The sequence below is a fragment of the Cohnella rhizosphaerae genome, from assembly GCF_029525575.1.
Taxonomy (GTDB): Bacteria; Bacillota; Bacilli; order Paenibacillales; family Paenibacillaceae; genus Cohnella; species Cohnella rhizosphaerae.
In genome coordinates this window covers 1,752,871-1,774,049 of sequence record NZ_JAPDIA010000008.1, presented here as the reverse complement: position 1 = coordinate 1,774,049, position 21,179 = coordinate 1,752,871, and the positions used below count along the sequence as shown (strand labels likewise).

Below are 21,179 nucleotides of genomic sequence, written 5' to 3'. Positions count from 1 at the left end.
GAGAGAGGCTTTTGTTTATGCCGAGTGGTAAGACCATAATATGAATTCGGGGGTGTCTTTCAAAGCTTCGGGTTTGGTTGAAGAGGGGAACTGGCAAGGTTGCGCAGCAGGAGAGCTTGAGCATCGAAGAGACGAAAGCTTAACGATTTAGGCGGGTTCCGATTCGAGAGGATGAAGAACCGGCAGGCGGCAATCGAACTTCAAACCTTGGGGGGGATACGCATGAGAAAAGTGAACGGGATAGCGGGCGCACTGGTCTTATCGATCGGATTCATCGCAGGCTGCGGCAACGGCGGCAATAACGAACAACCGGCCAAAGGGAGTTCCCCGGCAAGCGCGAGCGCTTCCGGACAGAAGGTGGAGCTGACCTGGTGGGTCGATGCGCGGGAGGACTTGCAAAGCGCCTATGAATCGATCAAAAGCGATTACGAGGCCGCTCATCCCGGTACGACGATCAAGCTTGTCAAGACGCCGGACGACAAGATCGCGGAAAGAATCAGCATCGCGATCAACACCGCGGAGCTCCCGGACGTTCAGCAGGGCGCGATCGGCTGGCCGCTCACCTACGCGAAAAAAGGGCTTCTCGTTCCGTTGGAGGAAGCGATCGACAAGGATGATTTCGAAGCGGGCGTTCTCGATTCGCTGTCGGTCGACGGGCATCTGTATATCATTCCGAACAGCATTACGGCGCCGGGCATGATGGTGAATCGGGATCTGTTCGAAGCCAAGGGAGCGACCGATCTGCTGCCGAAGAACATGGCGACCTGGACGTACGATCAATTCAAGGAAGCGGCGAAGGCCGTCAACGACCCGGCCAACGGCATTTACGGTTTCGGCACGTACGCGGGCGATACGGGCGGCGATCAGAGCCACCACCTGTTCCTGTGGGGATTCGGCGCCAGCACCTGGTCGGACGACAAGACGAAGGCCGTCCTTAATTCTCCGGAAGGGGTCGAAGGACTCGAGTATCTGACAAGCCTGATCGACGAAGGGTTGACGCCGCCCGGCGTGCCGGGGCTGAAGGCGGGCGCGGTCATCAACGAGATGTTCCTGCAAGGCAAGATCGGCATGACCTTCGGCAGCCTGGCGAACTTCGGCGCGTTCGACAAGGCGTTCGCGGAAGGCTCGGCCAAGAAGTTCAATTACGATATCGTCCCCTACCCGAGCAAGGACGGCAAAAGCTCGAATTCGCTTCTTCTCGGCTATGGCACCTGGGTCTGGAAATCGAAGGACGAAGCGAAGATGAGCGCCGCCAAAGACTTCGCGACGTTCGCCAACAGCAAAGAAAGCATGGCCAAGATGGCGGAAGCCGCCAGCGTCATCGCGACGCGCAAGTCGATGGCGTCGGGCTACGCGGAGGATTCCCCGCAAGGCAAGACGATCAAGCTGTCCGCGTACGCGAAAGATATCGGACTGTCGATTCCGGGCTACGCCGAGACCCGCAACGCATTCTTCCCGGAGCTTCAGGCCGCATTCACGAAGCATAAGACGGCGAAGCAGGCGCTCGACGACTGGGTCGCCAAGGCGAACGAGATCATCGCATCGAACGCCAAGTAGATTGCAGGAGCCAGGCCGGAGGTTTCATCCGTGAGGAACGAACGCCTCCGGTCAAGTTCATGGAGAGAGTTGGGATAGGAACATGGCATCTAGAGCTTACCGGGAGTTTTGGGGTTTCTTCTTCATTTTGCCGTTTCTCCTCGTATTCGCCGCTTTCGAGATTTATCCGTTTGTTGACGCGATTTACCTGAGCTTGTTCGATTACGGCATTGGCCGCAAGGAATGGGTCGGCTTTGGCAACTACACGCATCTGCTCGGAGACGACGTATTCCTCAAGTCGATCCGCAATACCTTCCTGCTCGTCCTGGGCGTCGTGCCTTTATCCGTAGGCTTCTCGCTCGCGACGGCCAGCATCGTCATTCACAAGTCGGCGGCCGTCGCTTCGTTTTTCCGGGCGAGCTTCTATCTGCCGATCGTCACTTCGCAGGTCATTTTATCGATCGCCTGGCTGTGGATTTATAATCCGATGACAGGGGTGGCGAATTATGGACTCTCCCTGCTTGGGATCGAGCCCGTCATGTGGCTTTCGGATTCTTCGGTGACGCTGATCGCGGTCATCCTGGTGGTGATTACGTGGTGCGTCGGACAGCCGTTTATTCTTTATATGGCAGGTCTGGGGGGCATTCCGGCCTCCTATGGCGAAGCGGCGTCGATCGACGGCGCATCGCCATGGCGGAAGTTCTGGAGCATTACGCTGCCTCTGCTGAAGCCTACAACGCTGTATGTCGTCGTGACGACGACCATCGGAGCGTTCCAGACGTTCGTCGTTATACAACTGCTGACCGGCGGCGGACCTAATTATTCGACGACGACGATCATGTACTTGCTGTACGAGACGGCCTTCAAGTACGGCAATCTGGGACTTGCCTCTGCGATGGGGGTTTTGCTTGCCATATTGATCTCGATTTTTTCCCTGATTCAATTCAAATTCTTCCGTTCCGATGTCGAGTATTAAGGAGGCGCCGCCGATGACCAAACCATTGAAATGGGCTGTCGACCTTGTCCTCTATCTATGCGCGCTATTCTTTCTGTTCCCGATCTATTGGATGATCACCGGTTCGTTCAAGAGCCAGTCGATGGCCATTCGAATTCCGCCTGAGCTGTTCCCTTCTTCTCCGACGACGGCCAACTATACGAAGCTGTTCGCGGAGAGCGAGGTGGTTCGCTGGCTGCTCAACAGCGTGCTGATCGCCGGAGGCGCGACCTTGCTTACCTGCGCCGTGGCGACGATGGCCGGCTATGCGTTCACCAAGCATCGATTCACCGGGCAGGCCGTTCTGTTCGGGCTGGTCATAGTGACGATGATGATCCCCCCGCCAGCTGGGGCTGGTTCCGCTGTTCACCCTCATGCGGAATCTGCATCTGGTCAACAACGGCTGGAGCGTCATTCTTCCGGTCCTGGCTTTGCCGTTCGCCGCCTTCCTTATGAAGCAGTTCAGCCAGACGGTGCCGAACGAACTTCTCGAGGCGGGCAAGATCGACGGCTGCAGCGAGCTCGCTTTGTTCGCGAGGCTGTTTGTGCCGGTCGTCAAGCCGGGAATCGGCGCGCTCGCCATTTTCGTATTCTCGTTCACATGGAACGACTACCTGTGGCAGCTGATTATGCTCAGCGACGAGACGAAGATGACGATCAACGTCGGCATCTCGACCCTGGTCAGCGAATTTTCGGCCAATTACGGCGCGCAGATGGCGGCGGCCACGATGGGCTTCATTCCGATATTTGTCGTCTTTATCGCGTTTCAGCGTTATTTTGTCAAGGGAATAACGGTAGGCAGCGTGAAAGGGTAACCATCATGGGAGAAAAAAGGAGGGCGCGGCGATGAACGTGATGGAGCTGTTCCGCCTCGATTCCAAGGTGGCGGTCGTGACGGGAGGCTCGGGCCTGTACGGCGCGCATATCTCGACTGCGCTCGCGCAGGCGGGCGCTACCGTCGTGATCGCCTCGCGAGGCGTGGCCGAATGCGAATCCCTCGCGGCCAAGCTTCGCGACGAAGGCGCGGACGCCGCCGCGCTTCCGCTCGATCTCGGCGACGAAGCCGCCATTCGAACGTTCGCCGCACAGACGCTGGAGCGATACGGACGCATCGATATTTTGGTCAACAATGCCGTCTCCCGGGTCGGACTGGCCGATCTGGAAAAGACGGAGGCGGCAGGCTGGAGCGCGGCCGAGCAGGTGAACGGGCTCGGCACGATGCTGCTGACGAAGGCTGTCGTTCCCGCGATGAGGAAAAGGATGGAAGGGAATATCATTAACATCTCTTCGATACAAGGCATATTGGGCCCGCATTTTCCCGTATACGGCAACACCGGCAGAACGAGCGGAATCGAATATACGTACAACAAGTGGGGATTGATCGGCATGACCAAGTGGCTTGCCAATTACTACGGGCCTTACAACATCCGGGTCAACAGCATAAGCCCCGGCGGGTACAACCCGACCGGCACCCTGGAGGACGCCGACGATGAATTCATGCAAAAGTACAAAGAAAGAACGCCGCTCGGCAGAATGGCCGACGACGACGATATCAAAGGCGCTGTCGTCTATCTCGCCTCCCGCGCTTCATCGTACATAACGGGACACAACCTCGTTATGGACGGGGGGGTGGAGCAGTTGGTAGTCAGGTGCTGCTCGAGAAGCGTCTTTGCGAGCTCCAGATTGCCTTCGCGGATGGCGTTCAGATAGAGATCATGCTCGCGTGCGTGCGCGCGATGCGCCTCGTCGGAGTCGTCGAAGCGGTCATTCAGCCGCAGAAACGCTTCGGCCATCTCCTCCAGCGTCTTGTTGTCTAAGGAACGAATGAGCGCCAGGTGGAAGCGGGCGTCCAGCTCGCTGCGCGAAGCGACGTCCAACCCGGCGGATTGCGCGAAGCGTTCGGCAAGCTCGACGCGTTCGTCCCAAGCCCGGGCGTCGAGCCTGGAGGCGGATTCGATGGCGGAAGCTTCTATTAAATAGCGGATGCCCTGGAGGTCGCGCTGCCGATTCGGCGCCATGCGCTGGATGAAGTGGAGCTGTTCGTACAGCGGATTAAAAAAATGAACGGCGACGTAGCTGCCCTCGCCATGGCGGATCTGCAGCAAGCCGGCGCTCTCGAGGGAACGCAGCGCTTCGCGCAGGACGGCGCGGCTGACGCCCAGCGTCTGGCACAGCTCGCGTTCGGCCGGAAGCTTATCGCCGGGCTTCATCTCGCGATCGAGGATATAGGTCTTCAGGTTGCGAACGATCAGCTCGGTCAGCGTATATCGCTCGGTCTTGTCAATCGGCTTCATGGACGTTAGGCTCCTTCTGCGTCAACGATGCGGCTGGCTTCGCTAATGGTCAGACCACTTAATCAAGGGTACTCCGCATTGCGCGTGCTGTCAAATGGAGAAGCAGCCGGAGCTGCGATTGACAGCGAACCAGGCGACGAGTAGCGTTGAAGGTACATGATATGGAAAAAATGGCGATCTTCTATCTTTACGATCAGAAAGCCGGATTGCCGGAGGTGAGCGCATGTTGAATTCGTCGGAGAAAGTGAACTTGTCCCACATCGTAAGCGACCGAATCAAAGAATACATCCTAGAGAAAGACATGCGGGAAGGGGATAAGCTGCCCTCCGAGAAGCAGCTCATCGATGCGCTGGGCGTAAGCCGAACGGTCGTACGCGAAGCGTTGAAGTCGATGGAGATGCTTGGCATCGTCAAAATCAAGACAGGCGACGGCATCTATGTCGGAGGACCGTCGTTAAAGCCGATCCTGGAGCAGGTTTCGTTTCGCTGGCAGCAGGACGAACGCAAGATGACCGAGCTGGTGAAGACCCGTCGGATTCTGGAGCTGGGCGCCGTGGAGATGGCGATCGAACACTACGATGTCGCCTGCCTGGATCAGATGGACGAATGGAATCGCCGGATGGCGGAAAAGGTCGATCGGGGTCTTCCGCCGATCGAGGAGGATCTGGCGTTCCATGAGACGCTTTTTCGGGCAACCGGGAACGAGACTTATCTGGAGCTGAGCGGTCTGATCAGCGACTTCTTCCTCAAAATTCGAACGCAGCACTTCGATTCCGTCGAGAGCTCTAGAAAATCGGTCGACGAGCACCAGAACGTGACCGATGCGATTCGGGCGAAGGACGTGGCAAGAGCGAAGCGGGAGATGGAGATACACCTGGCTCCGCTTCAGAAGTTTATTTAGTCGGGTTCGACAGGAGAGCGCGAATGGATGCGGCATTCCGGCATCGATTCGTCCCCTCTCCGCTTTCTGATAACTGGTCATACCATCATATCGGAGGTTGAAAGGGTGAATAAGGACAGTCGAACTGGAGCTGGCGCCGCGCCGATCTCGAAGCTGACGCTCGGAACGGCGCAGCTCGGGTTAAAGGGCTACGGCATTGCGAATGCGGCGGAGGAGGTGGATGCCGACCGGATGCTGGCGGCATGCGAAGAAGCGGGCGTTCGCGCTTTCGACACGGCTCCGGAATACGGGGATTCGGAGCGGCGGCTCGGCGATTACTTCGGGAAGCGCGAAGCGCCGGCGGAGCGAACGGTCATGTCCAAGGTCAAGCTGCCTGCCGGATCGGTCATGAGCGACCGAGAGATCGAAGCTTTTATGTACGAGAGCGTGAGCGCCAGTCTGGAGCGGCTTCGCTTGCCGCGATTGTCCGTGCTCAAGCTGCACGATCCGGACGCGCTCGATCGTTACGGAAGCGCGGTGACAAGGACGATGCGGCGGATGAGGGGGGGAAGGCCTGATCGGCGCGGGCGGAATATCTTTGACCGGGCATACGGCCGCGCAATACGTCGCGCTGGCGGATCGGATCCGGGACGACGTCTATTCGGTCGTCCAGATTCCGTTCAATGTTTTCGATCATCGCCTTCCGCGGATCGGCGCGATTGAACGAATGCGCGAAGCGGGCAAGACGATCGTCGCAAGAAGCGTGTTCCTCCAAGGCTTGTTCGCCCTGGAGCCGTCCTCGCTGCCGAACGGGCTGGCCGCTGCCGGGCCGCTGCTGACGTCGCTTCGCGCGTTGGCGGAAGAAGAAGGGATTTCCGTTCTTCAACTCGCCTTTTCATTTGTTCGGGATTATCCAGGCATCGACAGCCTGATCGTCGGCATGGAACGACAAGAGCAGCTGAAAGCCAACATCCGCCTGTTGAACGGACCGCCACTCTCCGAACGAACGGCGTCGGCGATCGGCAAGCTGTACGGCGAAGTGCCCGAGGCGCTGCTGATTCCCGGCCGATGGAGGCAAGGGTGACGGGAAGAGACGGCGGCACGCCATACTTTGAGGAGAGAACGCCATGAACGCGATTTGCAGTGCCTGCGGCAGCGCAGCTCCGTCCGGAACGCCGTATTCCTGCGCTTTGTGCGGAGGCGCATTGCTGCTTCAATACGCGCGTCCGGACGGGCGTTGGAACAAAGGAACCGGCCAAGGGATCTGGAAGTACGCGGCCTTGCTGCCGGACGTTCCCGTCTCCAGCCGAATCGAACTGGGCGAAGGGGGAACGCCGCTCGTGCGGAGCGTGTCGTTGGCCGGACGTCTAGGCCTCGACGCCCTGTATTTTAAGTACGAAGGCGGCAATCCGACCGGCTCTTACAAGGATCGGATCGCCGCGATGGGCGTCTCCTGGGCGCTCGCGCAAGGGAAAGAAGCCTGCATCGGCACGTCGTCCGGCAATGCCGGCGCTGCGGCGGCCGCTTACGCGGCGCGCGCGAAGCTCCCCTATCATCTCTACGTGCTGGAGAACATGGCAGAAGCGAAGCTGGCGCAGGTGCTGGCCTATCGCGCGTCTGTTCGCAAGGTGGTCGGCTTCGGCTACAGTCCGGAAGTGGGCGAGGAGGTGTTCGAACGCGTCGTCGCGGCTTCGAAGGCGCGAAACTGGGAGATGATGGTCACCGCCTTCCGCTTCAATCCCTATGCCATGGAAGGCGTCAAGACAATCGCCTACGAGATCGCGGAGCAATTGGGCGAAGCGGCTGCCGCGAGGGTCTACGCGCCGGCGGGCGGCGGCGGATTGTACGTCGGCATCTGGAAGGGCTTCGACGAGCTGTGCCGCTTCGGACTGGCCGAGGGGAAGCCCCATATGGTCGCGGTACAGCCGGACGGCTGCGCCAACATCGCCGTCGCTTACCGGCATGGCGACAAGCATCCGGCGCCCGGGCCGTCGACCTCGAGAATTTCCGGACTGCAGGTGCCGAATCCGCCGGACGGCGATGCGGCGCTTGCCTTAATGGCGGCGGGAGACGGCTCTTGCCTATCCGTCGCGGACGACGATATTTATGCGGCCCAACGAATGCTGGCAGAGGAGGAAGGCATCTTCTGCGAACCGGCGGGCGCAGCCGCGCTGGCAGGCTTGATCCGCGAACGGGAGAACGGCGGGACGTTCGATCGCGGACCGGTCGTCTGCATCGTCAGCGGCGTCGGCTTCAAAGACGGCGCCAGCGTGGCCGAGATGGTGAAAGATCGGGACGTTCCTCTGCTGGAAGTGTCCGCGCTGACGATTTAATTCATTTGCGACGAGGAGGTATGGCATGAAGGAGCTGAAGCTGGGAATGATCGGGCTCGGCAGGTTTGCGGAGCTTCATGCCGGCATCTGGAGCAAGATGCCCGGGGTGAAGGTGACCGCGATCTGCGATCGGGACGCCGCGAGATTCCCGCGGTTCAAGGCTTGGTTCCCGGACGCCGCGTGTTATACGGACTGGCGGGAGCTGCTGGATCGCCAAGCCTTCGACGCCGTCGACGTACTGACGCCCGAGCATTTGCACGACGAGCCGGCGATCGCCGCGCTTCGGGCGGGCGTCCATGTATTCGCGGAAAAGCCGATCGCCCATCGGCCGGAGGCGGCGGAGCGGATGATCGAAGCGGCCGAGAGCGGCGGCAAGGTGCTCATGATCGGGCATGTGCTGCGCTTCGATCCGAGGTATGCCGCGGTCAAGGACAGGCTTGCCGCCAACCCGTTCGGACGGATCCGCACGATCTATGCCAAGCGAAACAACGGCAGCGTTTTTTTTCCTATTTACAATCGGGTGCATCCGGCCTATATCCTCGGCATTCACGATATCGACCTGATGCACTGGTACATGGACGACGAGGTCGAAGAGGTGTACGCCCTTCGCTCCTCGGCGGAACCGGGCGGTCCGCCGGACGCCAGTTGGGCGATGCTCACCTTCCGAAAGGGCGGCATCGGCATTTTGGAGAACAATTGGCTTCTGCCCGGAGGAGCGCCGGCTCCGGCCGACGTTCGGATGGAGATCTCCGCGGAAAGAGGAGCGGTCATGATCGTCGATCCCGAACCGGGCGTCTATTATTCGGACGACAGCAGGACCGACGTGCATGGCTATTTCAACGATCATGTGCTTCACGGCGCGAGAGGCGGCTCGCTTGCCGCCGAGCTGGGCCACTTCGCCGAATGCGCGAGAGCGGGCGCGCCGTCGGAGATTCTGAAGCCGCGCGACGCGCTTCGCGCGCTGCGGGTCGCCGCCTGCGTCGAGCGGTCTGCCGCGGAAGGAAGAGTCGTGCGCTTAAGCGAGCGGGCTGAGGCGCAATGAAGCTGACGGAGCATGTGCACGCGGTTGGCGGAGGGGCGCTCGGTCCGCTTGTCAGCGACGCCCTCGATTGCAACGTTTACGCGTTGAAGTGCGGCGGCGATTACACGCTCATCGATGCGGGAGCGGGACGCGGGACGGAGGCGATCTTGTCCAACCTGCTGGCGGACGGCATTGATCCGGAGCGCGTACGGTGCCTGATCCTCACCCACTCCCACGCGGATCATTCCGGCGGCGCCTTCGGCTTGCGCACGCGTCTGAAGCGGCTGAGCGTGGCTGCTGGCGCCGCGACCGCCGATATCGTCGGACGCGGCGACGAAGCGCGGATGAGCCTGATCGAAGCGCGGGCGGCGGGCGTGTATCCGCCGGAATACAGGTTCGAGGCTTGTCCCGTCGATCGTATTTTGTCTCCTGGCGAGGAGCTGAAGCTCGGGGGCGGACTGACGCTCCGCGTGCTGCCCGCCCCCGGTCACAGCGACGACATGATCGCGCTTTACTGCCCGGAGCTTCGCGCGTTATTCGCAGCCGATGCCGTATTTCCGGGCGGGAGACTGGCGGTGCAGACAACGCGGGATTACAGCCTGGAGAAGTATCGGAAGACGATCGCGCGGCTCTCGAAGCTGGAGGTGGAGCAGCTGTACGCCGGGCACGATCGGCCCTTGACGGCGGGCGGCGGCGCAAGCGTCGCGGCGGCGAACGCCCGGTTCGAAGCGGGGCTGCCTCCGCGGAGCATCGTGTGACCGAAGATAGCGGCGAAGGCCGACTTCAACGAAGGAAGGGATGGACCATCGATGAAAAAAAGCAGTCTCCTTAAGCTGGAAAACGGCGGGGAATCGGTGTCGGTGCCGCTGCTCGCGATCGAGGGCCGGGCATCCGGACCGCGGATGCTCGTATTCGCCGCCGTTCACGGGGGACGAGTACGAAGGCGTGGAGACGATTCTTCGACTCTACGAGCGACTTGCGCCGGAGGAGCTGGCCGGCAGTCTCGTCATGCTGCCGATCGCGAATCCGTATGCGTACCGCGCGGGAACCCGCATCAGTCCCGACGACGACATGAATCTTGCGCGCGTCTTCCCGGGCAAGCCGGACGGCACCGTGACGGAGCGGCTTGCCTGCACGCTCCACGATCTGATCGCCGGGAGCGACTTCTTTCTCGATCTTCACAGCGGCGGGACGCACTATGCCGTCGCCGCGTTGGCGGGCTATTATCACGATCCGGACTCCGCGTTCGGCCGCCGCTGCCGCGCTGCCGCCGAAGCGTTCGGCAGCCCCCCTGCTATGGGGGCACGAGCGGATCGCGCCGGGCAGAAGCGTATCGTCGGCCCAGTCGCTCGAGGTTCCTTGGCTGTATACCGAAGCGTACGGCGGGCGCAGAATCCGGCCGGAGGACGCGGATCTGTTTTACAGGGGGACCTTGCGTCTCATGAACCATCTCGGGATGCTCGTCCGTCCGAATCCTTCCGAGCTTGGGCCGGCGCCGGCGACGATACGCACGATCCATGGCGACGGCAACTTCGACGAATCGGTCGCCGCCGCCGCGGACGGTTTTTTTATACCGGACGTTACGCTGCTGACGGAGCTCCGGACCGGCGATCGCATCGGCACGATCCGTTCCTATGGCGGCGAAGTGCTAGATGAGGTTCGCGCTTCCTCGGAAGGCGTTCTGGTCATGCTGCTGGGCACCCCGATCGTTCGCAAGGGGGGATTCGATCTATTTGATCGCGCCTATGCGCGGATGATGTTTTGGGTCTTATTTTTGCTAACTAACAGGCTTTAATTACGGGAGGATAACTTGTATGACAGCGCAATGGTCCGAGAAATTCAAAGGCGTCATCGTCGCCATGAATTCATGCTATGACGCGGAAGGCCGGGTCAGCCCCGCCGCCGTGCAGAAGCTGACGCGGTTTCTGATCGGCAAAGGCGTCGACGGATTGTATGTCGGAGGAAGCACCGGCGAAGGATTGTTGCAGAACGTCGAGGAGCGCAAGCTCGTCCTGGAGGCCGCGATCGAAGCGAGCGCGGGAGAGGTGCCGATCATCGCTCACGTCGGTGCGCTCGCCACGCAGGACAGCGTCGAGCTGGCCGTGCATGCCGAGAAGGCGGGAGCCGCCGCATTGTCGGCGGTAGCGCCTTTTTTACTACGGCTATTCCGAGGAAGCCGTCGGCCGTCATTGGACGGCGATCGCGGACAGCGCGGACTTGCCGTTTATCATCTATCATATCCCGGCGACGACCGGCTTCAGCTTGACGAAGGGGCTGCTCGCGCAGCTGCTCGACAATCCGAAGTTCATCGGCATCAAAACGACGGCGGCCAGCACGTACGAGCTCCAGCAATTCAAAGCGATGGGCGGAGAGCGCTTCCTGATGTTCAACGGACCGGACGAACAATACCTCGCCGGACGGATCATGGGCGCAGACGCGGGGATCGGGGGCACGTACGGCATCATGCCGGAGCTGTTCGTTCGGCTCGAGAAGGAATATGCCGCAGGAAGGATCGAGGCCGCCCGCGAGGTGCAGTTCTGCATCAACGACATTATCGCCGACCTGCTGGCCTTGCCCGTATACGCGGCATTAAAGGCGCTCGTTCGCCGCAGGGGAGTCGACTGCGGGGAAGTCAGGGCGCCGTTGCCGAAGCTGTCGTCGGGCCATGCGGAGCGGATCGATGCGCTGCATGCGAAGATCGAGCTCGCCGTTCGTAAGTTCGCGTCCGTAAGCTTGCTTTGAAACGAACCGAATACCCAATGAGAGAGGTGCTCGATTCATGATCAAACGCTCCAAGCTCTATCTGCTGCTTGCCGCGCTCGCGGCGGTTCCGTTCGTTCCCGCGCCATGGCCGGGAGAGACGCAGGCGGCTTATGCCGAGCGATTGCCCGGCAGCGTCGGCTACCTGAACGACGACAGCTCGCCGACCGGCGGCTCGCTCGGCAACTTCGGCTATTCTTCGTCCGCGGCCTTCGATTACAACGGGCGGAGCGTCGGCATCGATTTTCAGACGGCTCGATCGTTCAACGAGCTCCGGCTCATCGACGACGACAGGACGAACCGGATCAACCGCAGCTCGGATCTGGCCGTCTATACGAGCAACGACAACGTGACTTATGCGCCGCTGACCGGCTGGAGCTTCCACAAGTCGGGGAATTCCGTCGTGCTGCGGGATTTCTCCGCCTCCGCGAGATACGTCAAAGTGCACGCCAACTTCTCAGACGCGGGAAATGCGAGCGTGTGGTTAAAGCAAGCGAACCTGCAAAACCTGCTGGAGGCGCTCGATACCCAGCCCGAGCCGGGAACGCTAAGCGGGACGGTCGGTTATGTGAACGACGACCGCAATCCGGCAGCCGGCGCGGTCGGGAATTGGGGCCAGTCGGTTTCCGCCGCGCTCGATTACGCCTACCGCAGCGTGGGCATCGACCTGGGCGCGCCGGTCTCGTTCAACACGGTGGAGCTGAAGGAAGCGTCGGGACCTTCGCGGATCGAGAAGTCCGACCTGTCCCTCTATGTCAGCGACGACAATACGACGTTCGCCAAAGTGACGGACTTCGATTTCCTCAAGCTTAACAATCGAATCATCCTTTACAATTTCTCCGCCACGGCCCGGTATGTCAAAGTTCACAATCATTTTGACGATACGTCGTTTACGTTCTCGAACCCGAATTTGCAGCAGATGCTCGCCGTGGCGAATCGGCCGGCCGGCCGGTGGACGGCAGGGGGCGGGGGCGTATGGGCGTACAAGAAGGCGATCTCCGTGTCGAACGGCGGAGCGCAGCTCCAGGAGGACCGCGCCGTTTACGTGACGAAGACGTCGCTCGGCGCAAGCGCGCTGCAGGCGGCGGGCAAGCTCGGCTACGATTATGCGGACTTACGCTTTGCGGACGCAAGCGGTCGGGAGCTGGCCTTCGAGATGGACGACGGCGGCTTCTTCGTTCGGATCCCGAGCCTCGCGGCAGGCGCAAGCGGAACGATCTGGCTCTATTACGGCAATCCGTCCGCTTCGTTCACGGGGGGCGGTCAGGAAGCGCTGCAGGTGGAGTACGGGAACAAGACGCTGGAGGATCATACGACGACGCCGTTCAAGGATAACGTCAAGCCGGTACTGCTCGCGAACGGCAGCCTGATGATGGTGGCCAACCGGGTTCAGTCGACGACCAGCGGCATTTACGCGAAGTATTCGTCGGACGGAGGGCGGACGTGGACGACGCCGGTCGAGATCGCGAATCTGAACAATGCGGGCCGGGACGAGCCTGCGGGAATGTTCGTCGATCCGGACAACGGCGACGTGCTGCTGTTTTTCTACTCTTACTACGGGTATACCACGACGGACTGCCTGAACGCATGCCGCAACGATCTTTACATGACCAGATCGACCGATAACGGCCAGACGTTCACGACCCCCCTGGCAGATCGACACGGGCACGCTCGTTTACGACGGCGTCACCTATCCGGTCAAGTATAACGTCACCTACGCGAACCCGATCCAGATCGCGAACGGAGATTGGATTTTCCCGTTCTCGTTCGTGAAGGACCCCGAAGGCGGCTTGGCCGTCAGCGTCGTCTACTCGACGGACAAGGGCGCGACCTGGCAACGCAGCGCCAGCCAACTGTCCGTTGCCGCAAGCGGCGGCGAGGGAGGTCTGTCCGAGCCCTCCATCCTTCAATTGACGGACGGCTCGCTTAAAATGTACATGAGGCAGCAGGTCTCGACCAAGGTCCGGCTGGCGGAGAGCGTCTCGACCGACAACGGGCGAACGTGGTCGACGCCGGTCGACGCGAACATGTTCTCGTCCAATACGATGTCCGTATTGACGCGCCATTCGAACGGCGATGTCCTGCTGCTGTGGCCGGGCAACAATGCGTTCGGAGGGACGAGCTATGTCCGCAATCCGCTCACGCTGGCGTACAGCAAAGACGAGACGGCGTCCTGGAACGCGATGCGCGATCTGCTCGGACGCACCCGGCTGTCCGGTCCCGGGGTGAACGCCGATACGATCAGCCGTCCCGCGACGCAAGCCGTCCACCGTTATGATCAATCCCGACACCTATCTTTTCGGCTGGTGGGGGACGAATCTGTCGACCGCGCAGACGCTGCTGATCGAGGATTTTCAGCGTTATCTGTACAAATCGCACGGCGTGTCCGACGGCTTCGAATACGAGGAGCTGAAAAACGATTACTGGTGGCAGCTCGGCTCGACGATCGCGGTCAGCCATAACCAGGCTCGGAGCGGAGCGGGATCGCTTCGTCTGCTGGACGACAACACGGCAAACCTGACCGCTGGCAGCCGCCTCTTCCCCGGAATGAGGCAGGGCATCGTCAAATTCAGCCTGTATGCGCACAGCCTTGCAGACTCGTTTTCCTTCTCCCTAAGGGAGCCTTATTCGTACATGCACGCGGCAGAAGGAACGATGTTCCAATTTTTCGTCGAGTCCGACGGTTCGCTGAAGGTGTACAACTCGGCGGGCGGCCGGATCGAGCTGCCGGTGACGACGGATCTGACGCTGGACGCGTGGCACGACATCGAACTGCGCTTCGACGCGACGGCCGGCACGATCGGCGTTTACGTCGACGGCGCCTTCAAGGGCACGGCCGGCACCTACAAGAGCGGCAATCTCGTTACGCATTTCAACATCGCCTCCGCGAGCACGGGCGCGACGGGCACCGATGTTTATATCGACGACCTGACGATCCGGAATACGGAGGCGGGTCTGCCGGCGGCCGGTACGGTCGGGACGGAACAGCCGGCCTGAGGCGCTTTGACAGTACAGGAGGATTGACTGCAACATGATGGCAGGTTGGTTGGAAAATTGGGCCGGGCAATGGGCGGCTGCGCCCGCGGGGCTGAGCCGCGCGATGGCCTTCCTGCGGGAGACGGACTTCGGGTCGATGCCGGCCGGCAGGATCGAGCTGGAAGGGGAGCGGATGTATGCGCTCTTGTCGGAGTCGGTGACGCGCTCGCCCGAGGCGGCTCTCGGGGAGGCGCACGGCGTCTACGCCGACGTTCATTATGTGCTCGACGGGGCGGAGCGTATCGGGTTCGCGCCGGCAGCGGACGGGACGAAGGTCAAACAGGATTTGCTGAAGACGGAGGATGTCGTCTTGTACGATCGACTGGTGCAGGAGAGCTGCCTTTATCTGCGCAAAGGGATGTACGCCGTCTTCCTGCCCGGCGAGATTCATCGTCCGGGCATGCATATAGATGCCCCGGCTTCGATTCGCAAGGTCGTGGTGAAGATTCGCCTGGATCGTCTGAATGCTTGAAAAGAGAACCCGTTCGCCTTGACGACGGGATGCAGGCTCGTGTTAGACCGCCGCCGGATTCGCGCCGGCGGTTTTTTTTTGCCGTTTGCCGCATCGCGCCGGCTTCAGTCGCCGGCTCGGCATGGAAGTCACGGTCGTGCCCCTGCTTGGCGAGCTGACGGAGCGCCAGCCGTCCTTAAGGATATTTGACGACCGGCCACTTCACCTTGCGCAGCGCGTTCAGCAGCTCGGGCGTCGCGTTCAGGTTCGCCTGGACCAGGTCTCTCGGCGTGAGCGCCATCCACTGGTTCAACGAGACGTCGGCGAACCGGTCGCTGCGGAACATCTCGAGAAACCAGAGCGTCTCGCTGCCCGTGTTTTGCACATAATGTCCGAAGGCGAAGGGAACATAGCCCACGTCCCCCGCCCTGACGTCGAAGGTCCGGGCGACGCCGTTGCCGCCGAATACGGTCATGCGGCCCTGCCCGCTTAGATAATACTGCCATTCGTCGTTATTCGGATGCCAATGCAGCTCCCGCATCGCGCCGGGCTCGATCTCGACGAGCGCGGCGGCGATCGTCTTCGAGACCGGGAAATTCGAGGAATCGACGATCCGCACGCTGCCGCCCGGCGTCCGAAGCGGCTCCTGCGCGAGCAGTTTGTGCTTGAAGGAGAGCGGAATGGGGCCGTACGGAGATTCTACGGCTTCGGAGGCGATCGGTCCGGGCACGCGATCCATGAAAATGTAAAGCTGACTGTCCGGCCGGCCGTCGAAGGCGGATTCGGGCACGCCGAAGTTCGCCGCCAGCACGTCCTTCGGCGTGTGCGCGAACCAGTCCGAGATCGACAGCGTGTTGAGGTCGGAGAAACTGCCGTCGTCGAAGACGAGCAGGAACTCGCAGCCTTCCGCAAGCGCCTGGATCGAATGCGGCAGTCCGGCAGGGAAGAACCATAGATCTCCCTTCTCGACGTCGGCGATGAAATTGCGTCCGTGCGCGTCGACCGACGTGATGCGGGCGCGGCCCCAGATCATATAGGCCCATTCGGACTGCTGATGCCAATGAAGCTCGCGCACGCCGCCCGGCACAAGGCTCATGTTGACGCCGGCGAGCGTCGTCGCGATCGGCAGATCCCGCACCGTGATCTCCCGGGACCATCCGCCTTGGTTCAGCTGCATGTGCGTATCGGAAAACGAAAATTTCATGTTGGGCAGCAAGCCCGCATCCGTGGCGGGAGGAACGAGCATATCCGGGTTCTCGAGATCTCTCAGCACGTCGCGGGGACCGAAGTCGGGACCGCCTGCGCCGTCCTTACGCACGGGCTGCGGCACCTTGATTGGGCTGGCCGGCATGCGTTTCCTGTGATCTTCCATCGGTCGGTGCGCTCCTTTCGGCTGACTTCCTTATCGCTCATATGTATGTATACCGGCTTGGATCGTATGTGCGGCCGAATATCCGATCGCGTCATTCAAATTTAGCATTCCGAATCGTGGAATCCGTAGAGGAAAGTGCAGATCTTGCACTTTCCTTTCTTCGTTTTCCTGCTATGTTCTGGGTGTAACGAAAATTCAATCCTAAGAGGAGGCAGTATGATGTCGGTTCGTTCCATTTGGATTCGCACGGTCAGCATGGCAAGCGTGTTGGCGCTCGCGGTCGGGCTCTTGCCCCCGCCCGGCGCAAGCGCGGCGACGACGTACCACGTATCGGCTACGGGAGGAAGCCTGACGGGCAACGGCACGTCTACGCCGTTCAAGACGATCAGCCAGTGCGCGGCGGTCATGACGGGGGGGCGATACGTGTATCATTGAATCCGGCACGTACCGGGAGACGGTAACGCCGACGAGCACGGGCACCTCGGGCGCGCCGATCCGGTTCGAAGCGGCTCCCGGCGCGACGGTCGTCGTCAGCGGCACCGAGCCGATCGGCGGCTGGAGCGTGCACAGCGGCAATATTTACGTTGCGGATTTTACAGGGACGCTCCCGGCCAATGAAAATCAGCTGTTCATTAAAAACGGCTCGACCGTCACCCCGCTCTGGGAGGCGCGGTGGCCGAATATCAGCGCCTATACCTTGCCCGGACTGATGAATGGCGTAGCCGTGGCCGACAACGGCGGACTGAACACGATTACCGATGCCGATCTGACCTCGACCGGCGTAAACTGGAACGGCGCCAAGATCTGGGTGCGCGGCGGCAATGCGTATCAAGGCATGACCAGTCAGGTCAATAGCTATAACAGTTCGACCGGCGTGCTCACTTACGCATCGATAACCGGAGACTATGCTGCGCTCTATCCGAAGCCGGGCAGCACTTACTTCCTCAGCGGCATCCTCGACGCGCTGGACGCGCCTAACGAATGGTACATCGACTCGGCCGCCCATAAGGTTTATTTATGGGCGCCGGGCGGCGGCGCTCCGGCCAACGTTGAAGTGAAAATGCGCAAGACGGCCTTCAACCTGAACGGTAAAAACTACATCCAGCTTGCGGGCATTCAGACGTTCGCCGCCAACATTACGATGGACGGCTCGAACAACAACCTGCTCGACGGCGTGAAGGCCGAGTACGTGTATTTCTCGAACTATTCCCAGAATACGACGAACCCCGACCAGTTGAACGGCGGCATCGCCATCGTCGGCAACGACAACGAGATCAAGAACAGCACGATCGCTTTTTCGTCCGGCACGCTGATCAACATCAACGGCAGCGGCAACCGGATCGTCAACAACTACGTCCACGACGGCAGCTATATGGCCTCCTACGATCCGCTGCTCAAGCTGGGGAGCGGAACGAACAATCTCATCAGCGGCAACAAGCTGGAAAATTCGGGACGATACATCATCTATTGGAACAACGGCGTCGCCGAGATTTCCTACAACGATATCTCGAACGGCATGTGGCTGTCCCGTGACGGCGCCCTGATCTACGCATGGGGGACGGATCTTGGCAACAGCAACATCCACCACAATCTGATCCATGACAGCGTGCACGGCAGTACCGCGAACGACATGCGCGTCGGCCTTTATTTTGACAACTATACCGAAAATGTCGTCGCGCACCACAATGTCATCTACAACAACGACGTGGGCATCCAGATGAACACGCCCGGCAACTACAAGCTGATCTACAACAATACGGTCGTGAACAACCCGACGGCAAGCATCGGCTACGGCGGCGATTCTTCCAGCCCTTACAAGAACGAGTTATACGGTACGCGCGTGTTCAACAATATTTTCACCGATCCGGTATCCCTAACGGCGGACGTGGTCCGAGGCTTCAATACGATCACGGGAGACGGTCTCAATTTCGCGAATGCCGCAAGCAACAATTACAGGCTTAATATCAACTCGACGGCCGTTAACATGGGGGCGATCATCCCCGGTATTACGGACGGTTATGTCGACGCCGCGCCGGACGCCGGCGCTTACGAGTACGGCGGAACGGACTGGACGGCCGGCACGTCCGCGACGGCGCCGACTTCCTACAATCCGGTCGCGACGCCTTACATGAACCTGATCTACAACAGCGGCTTCGAAAAGCTTTTGGAAGGCTGGACGCCATGGACGACGTCGCCGTCGACGGCTACCGCGACGGACGGCAACATCGAGGGCGCGTACGCCAACTCCGACTTTCGCAAGCGCGGCGTCCGCACGCGATTGAAGCTTGGCGCCGGCGGCGGCGTCGAGCAGCTGATCACGGGCCTTTCGCCGAATACGAAGTACAAATTCGTCGCTTGGGTATATACCGACACGGCCGGCCAAGCCATCAACGTAGGCGTGCTTAACTATGGCGGGGCCGCGATCGACGTATCCCAAAGCACGGCCAACCAGTATGTACGCAAGGAAGTCGAGTTTACGACGGGCGCGACCGACACCTCCGCCAGAGTACGCATCTGGAGAGCGGCCGGCGCGACGGGCAACGCGTATGCGGACGATACCGGATTGTTCCCGATGACGGATTACGATCCCGGCGTCTATAAGAACCAGGCGCTCGGCAAAACGTCGATTACGGCGAGCGGCGCGCTTGGCTTCCCCCGAACGCCTGACCGACGGCTCGACGGCGGCGTACTCCAACATGGACGATACCGGACCGCAATGGGTCAAGATCGATCTGGGCCGCAGCTACGAGCTGGACAAGATCAACTTGCTGCATTACTACACGGCAACGGATATCCGCACCTATCACGACGTCATCGTGCAGCTGTCCAACGATTCGACCTTCGCGACCAAGACGACCGTCTTTAACAACGACGCCGACAATTCCGCTGGCCAAGGGACGGGGACGGACGCCGAGTATGCGGAGACGGCGGCAGGCAAAGACATCGCGTTCGCGAAAACGAATGCGCGGTACATCCGGCTCTGGTCGAACGGCAATACCAAGTACGACACGCAGCACTACACCGAGGTCCAGGCATGGGGCGTTCCGGCCGTCACGCCGACTTCGCCGCTGCAGGGTCGAAAAAACGTGGCGCCTCTGGCTAAAGACAGCCGTATTACGTTTAGCTCGGCTTTAGGGAATCCGAATCGGGTTACCGACGGCAGGATGGACAACGGCTTCGCCAATCAAGACGGCCCTTCGGGCGGGCCTGCAAGCCCGCAGTGGATTCAACTCGATCTGGGGCAGAAATTCAGGCTCGATCAGATCAAGGTGTGGCATTTTATAACCTTTGACCGCATCTATTACGACGTCATTATTCAGTTGTCCAACGATCCGACGTTCCCTTCATCGGGAACGACGACCGTCTTCAACAACGATGACAACAATACGGCCGGACAAGGCGCGGGCACGGACGCCCTGTATGCGGACAATGCGGCCGGAAAAACGGTTAACTTCCCGTTGACGACAGCCAGGTACGTGCGCTTGTGGGCGAACGGAAATCAGAACAACAACTCGCAGCATTACGTGGAAGTCGAGGTGTACGGATCGCCGGATTACGGCTTGGGAACTTGAATCATTATCGGATTCGAAGAAAAGCGCACATGGCTGCGCTTTTCTTTTTAACATATCAGAAGGTATAACATTCGGGGTGAAGCTCAGACTTCACCCTTTTCTTAATTATATGGGACTGCCGAGACGCAGCGACGCTTAGAGCGAGGGGATTTGTTCCTACATGGGACTGCCGAGACGCAGCGACGCTTGGAGCGAGGGGATTTGTTCCTAAATAGGACTGCCGAGAAGCAGCGACGCTTGGAGCGAGCGGATTTGTTCCTACGTGGGACTGCCGAGACACAGCGACGCTTGGAGCGAGCGGATTTGTTCCTACATGGGACTACCGAGACGCAGTTGCGCTTGGAGCGAGCGGATTTGTTCCTATATGGGACTACCGAGACGCAGCGATGCTCGGAGCGAGCGGATTGGTTCCTACATGGGACTGCCGAGACGCAGCGACGCTTGAGCGAGCGGATTTGTTCCTACATGGGACTGCCGAGACGTAGCGACGCTTGGAGCGAGCGGATTTGTTCCTAAATGGGACTGCCGAGAAGCAGCGACGCTTGGAGCGAGCGGATTGGTTCCTACATGGGACTACTGTGAAGCAGCGACGCTTGGAGCGAGCGGATTTGTTCCTACATGGGACTACCGTGAAGCAGCGATGCTTGGAGCGAGCGGATTTGTTCCTATATGGGACTGCCGAGACGCAGCGACGCTTGGAGCGAGCGGATTTGTTCCTACATGGGACTGCCGAGACGCAGCGACGCTTGGAGCGAGGGGGATTGTTCCTAGATGGGACTGCCGAGACATAGCGACGCTTGGAGCGAGCGGATTTGTTCCTACGAGGGACTGCCGAGACGCAGCGACGCTTGGAGCGAGGGGATTTGTTCCTAGATGGGACTACCGTGAAGCAGCGACGCTTGGAGCGAGCGGATTTGTTCCTACGTGGGA

The 21,179-nt window shown here is 60.4% G+C and carries 17 protein-coding genes and 5 pseudogenes; 20 read left to right on the top strand and 2 right to left on the bottom strand.

Annotated elements, in window-relative coordinates; all coding sequences use genetic code 11:
- Window positions 1–222: 222 nt before the first annotated feature.
- From OMP40_RS31970 to OMP40_RS31955, 4 genes and pseudogenes are all read left to right on the top strand, one after another.
- Window positions 223–1,557, top strand: coding sequence for an ABC transporter substrate-binding protein (locus tag OMP40_RS31970; protein WP_277537292.1), 1,335 nt, complete (start codon window positions 223–225; stop codon window positions 1,555–1,557).
- 82 nt (window positions 1,558–1,639) lie between these two features.
- A complete protein-coding gene (locus OMP40_RS31965) occupies window positions 1,640–2,512 on the top strand; it encodes a carbohydrate ABC transporter permease (RefSeq protein ID WP_277537290.1) in 873 nt (290 codons plus the stop codon).
- A 392-nt stretch (window positions 2,513–2,904) separates the two neighbouring features.
- Window positions 2,905–3,345 carry a carbohydrate ABC transporter permease gene (locus OMP40_RS31960; protein WP_277537288.1) on the top strand — a complete coding sequence of 147 codons (441 nt, stop codon included), beginning with the start codon at window positions 2,905–2,907 and terminating at the stop codon, window positions 3,343–3,345.
- Window positions 3,346–3,376: 31 nt separating this feature from the next.
- A pseudogene (locus OMP40_RS31955) lies at window positions 3,377–4,102 on the top strand (SDR family NAD(P)-dependent oxidoreductase); the annotation flags it as partial.
- Here the strand turns inward: OMP40_RS31955 and OMP40_RS31950 are convergent.
- Window positions 4,099–4,824 carry a FadR/GntR family transcriptional regulator gene (locus tag OMP40_RS31950; protein ID WP_277537286.1) on the bottom strand — a complete coding sequence of 242 codons (726 nt, stop codon included), beginning with the start codon at window positions 4,822–4,824 and terminating at the stop codon, window positions 4,099–4,101. The pseudogene OMP40_RS31955 and the gene OMP40_RS31950 overlap by 4 nt on opposite strands.
- A 223-nt stretch (window positions 4,825–5,047) precedes the next feature.
- Between OMP40_RS31950 and OMP40_RS31945 the strand changes: the two genes are divergently transcribed.
- The 13 genes and pseudogenes from OMP40_RS31945 to OMP40_RS31880 all read left to right on the top strand — a co-directional run bounded on the left by OMP40_RS31945 (window position 5,048) and on the right by OMP40_RS31880 (window position 15,326).
- Complete coding sequence (locus OMP40_RS31945; RefSeq protein ID WP_277537285.1) at window positions 5,048–5,725, top strand: FadR/GntR family transcriptional regulator; 678 nt, start codon at window positions 5,048–5,050, stop codon at window positions 5,723–5,725.
- 27 nt (window positions 5,726–5,752) lie between these two features.
- Window positions 5,753–6,211, top strand: a pseudogene (locus OMP40_RS31940) (aldo/keto reductase); the annotation flags it as partial.
- Window positions 6,212–6,302: 91 nt separating this feature from the next.
- Window positions 6,303–6,788, top strand: a complete 486-nt coding sequence (locus OMP40_RS31935) for an aldo/keto reductase (protein WP_277537284.1) — start codon at window positions 6,303–6,305, stop codon at window positions 6,786–6,788.
- 43 nt (window positions 6,789–6,831) lie between these two features.
- Window positions 6,832–8,037: a pyridoxal-phosphate dependent enzyme gene (locus OMP40_RS31930; RefSeq protein WP_277537283.1), complete on the top strand. Its 1,206-nt coding sequence runs from the start codon at window positions 6,832–6,834 to the stop codon at window positions 8,035–8,037.
- Between the two features lie 25 nt (window positions 8,038–8,062).
- Window positions 8,063–9,079, top strand: a complete 1,017-nt coding sequence (locus tag OMP40_RS31925) for a Gfo/Idh/MocA family protein (RefSeq protein WP_277537282.1) — start codon at window positions 8,063–8,065, stop codon at window positions 9,077–9,079.
- Window positions 9,076–9,816, top strand: a complete 741-nt coding sequence (locus OMP40_RS31920) for an MBL fold metallo-hydrolase (protein ID WP_277537280.1) — start codon at window positions 9,076–9,078, stop codon at window positions 9,814–9,816. Before OMP40_RS31925 ends, OMP40_RS31920 begins: the two co-directional genes overlap by 4 nt.
- 187 nt (window positions 9,817–10,003) lie before the next feature.
- Window positions 10,004–10,714: a M14 family metallopeptidase gene (locus OMP40_RS42595; RefSeq protein WP_420872064.1), complete on the top strand. Its 711-nt coding sequence runs from the start codon at window positions 10,004–10,006 to the stop codon at window positions 10,712–10,714.
- 158 nt (window positions 10,715–10,872) lie between these two features.
- Window positions 10,873–11,160: pseudogene (locus OMP40_RS42590) on the top strand (dihydrodipicolinate synthase family protein); the annotation flags it as partial.
- Between the two features lie 115 nt (window positions 11,161–11,275).
- Complete coding sequence (locus OMP40_RS31900) at window positions 11,276–11,800, top strand: dihydrodipicolinate synthase family protein (protein ID WP_420872063.1); 525 nt, start codon at window positions 11,276–11,278, stop codon at window positions 11,798–11,800.
- 37 nt (window positions 11,801–11,837) lie between these two features.
- Window positions 11,838–13,526: a DUF2341 domain-containing protein gene (locus OMP40_RS31895; protein ID WP_277537273.1), complete on the top strand. Its 1,689-nt coding sequence runs from the start codon at window positions 11,838–11,840 to the stop codon at window positions 13,524–13,526.
- Window positions 13,441–14,001 (top strand): annotated as a pseudogene (locus OMP40_RS31890) (sialidase family protein); the annotation flags it as partial. The gene OMP40_RS31895 and the pseudogene OMP40_RS31890, both read left to right, overlap by 86 nt.
- Window positions 14,002–14,092: 91 nt before the next feature.
- Entirely contained in the window at window positions 14,093–14,815 is a 723-nt protein-coding gene (locus OMP40_RS31885) for a LamG-like jellyroll fold domain-containing protein (RefSeq protein ID WP_277537271.1), read from the top strand.
- A 34-nt stretch (window positions 14,816–14,849) separates the two neighbouring features.
- On the top strand, window positions 14,850–15,326 hold the full coding sequence (locus OMP40_RS31880; protein WP_277537269.1) for a YhcH/YjgK/YiaL family protein: 477 nt from the start codon (window positions 14,850–14,852) through the stop codon (window positions 15,324–15,326).
- A gap of 175 nt (window positions 15,327–15,501) precedes the next feature.
- Here the strand turns inward: OMP40_RS31880 and OMP40_RS31875 are convergent, their stop codons facing one another.
- Window positions 15,502–16,677 (bottom strand): oxalate decarboxylase family bicupin, encoded by a 1,176-nt coding sequence (locus OMP40_RS31875; RefSeq protein ID WP_277537267.1) that lies wholly within the window; start codon window positions 16,675–16,677, stop codon window positions 15,502–15,504.
- Between the two features lie 216 nt (window positions 16,678–16,893).
- Here OMP40_RS31875 and OMP40_RS31870 point away from each other — a divergent pair, with 216 nt between their 5' ends.
- The 3 genes and pseudogenes from OMP40_RS31870 (at window position 16,894) to OMP40_RS31860 (ending at window position 20,249) form a co-directional block, all read left to right on the top strand.
- Window positions 16,894–17,112, top strand: coding sequence for a hypothetical protein (locus tag OMP40_RS31870; RefSeq protein ID WP_277537265.1), 219 nt, complete (start codon window positions 16,894–16,896; stop codon window positions 17,110–17,112).
- A 274-nt stretch (window positions 17,113–17,386) separates the two neighbouring features.
- A pseudogene (locus OMP40_RS40760) lies at window positions 17,387–19,183 on the top strand (carbohydrate binding domain-containing protein); the annotation flags it as partial.
- Window positions 19,184–19,373: 190 nt separating this feature from the next.
- Window positions 19,374–20,249, top strand: a complete 876-nt coding sequence (locus tag OMP40_RS31860) for a galactose-binding domain-containing protein (RefSeq protein WP_277537263.1) — start codon at window positions 19,374–19,376, stop codon at window positions 20,247–20,249.
- The last annotated feature ends 930 nt before the right edge of the window (window positions 20,250–21,179 follow it).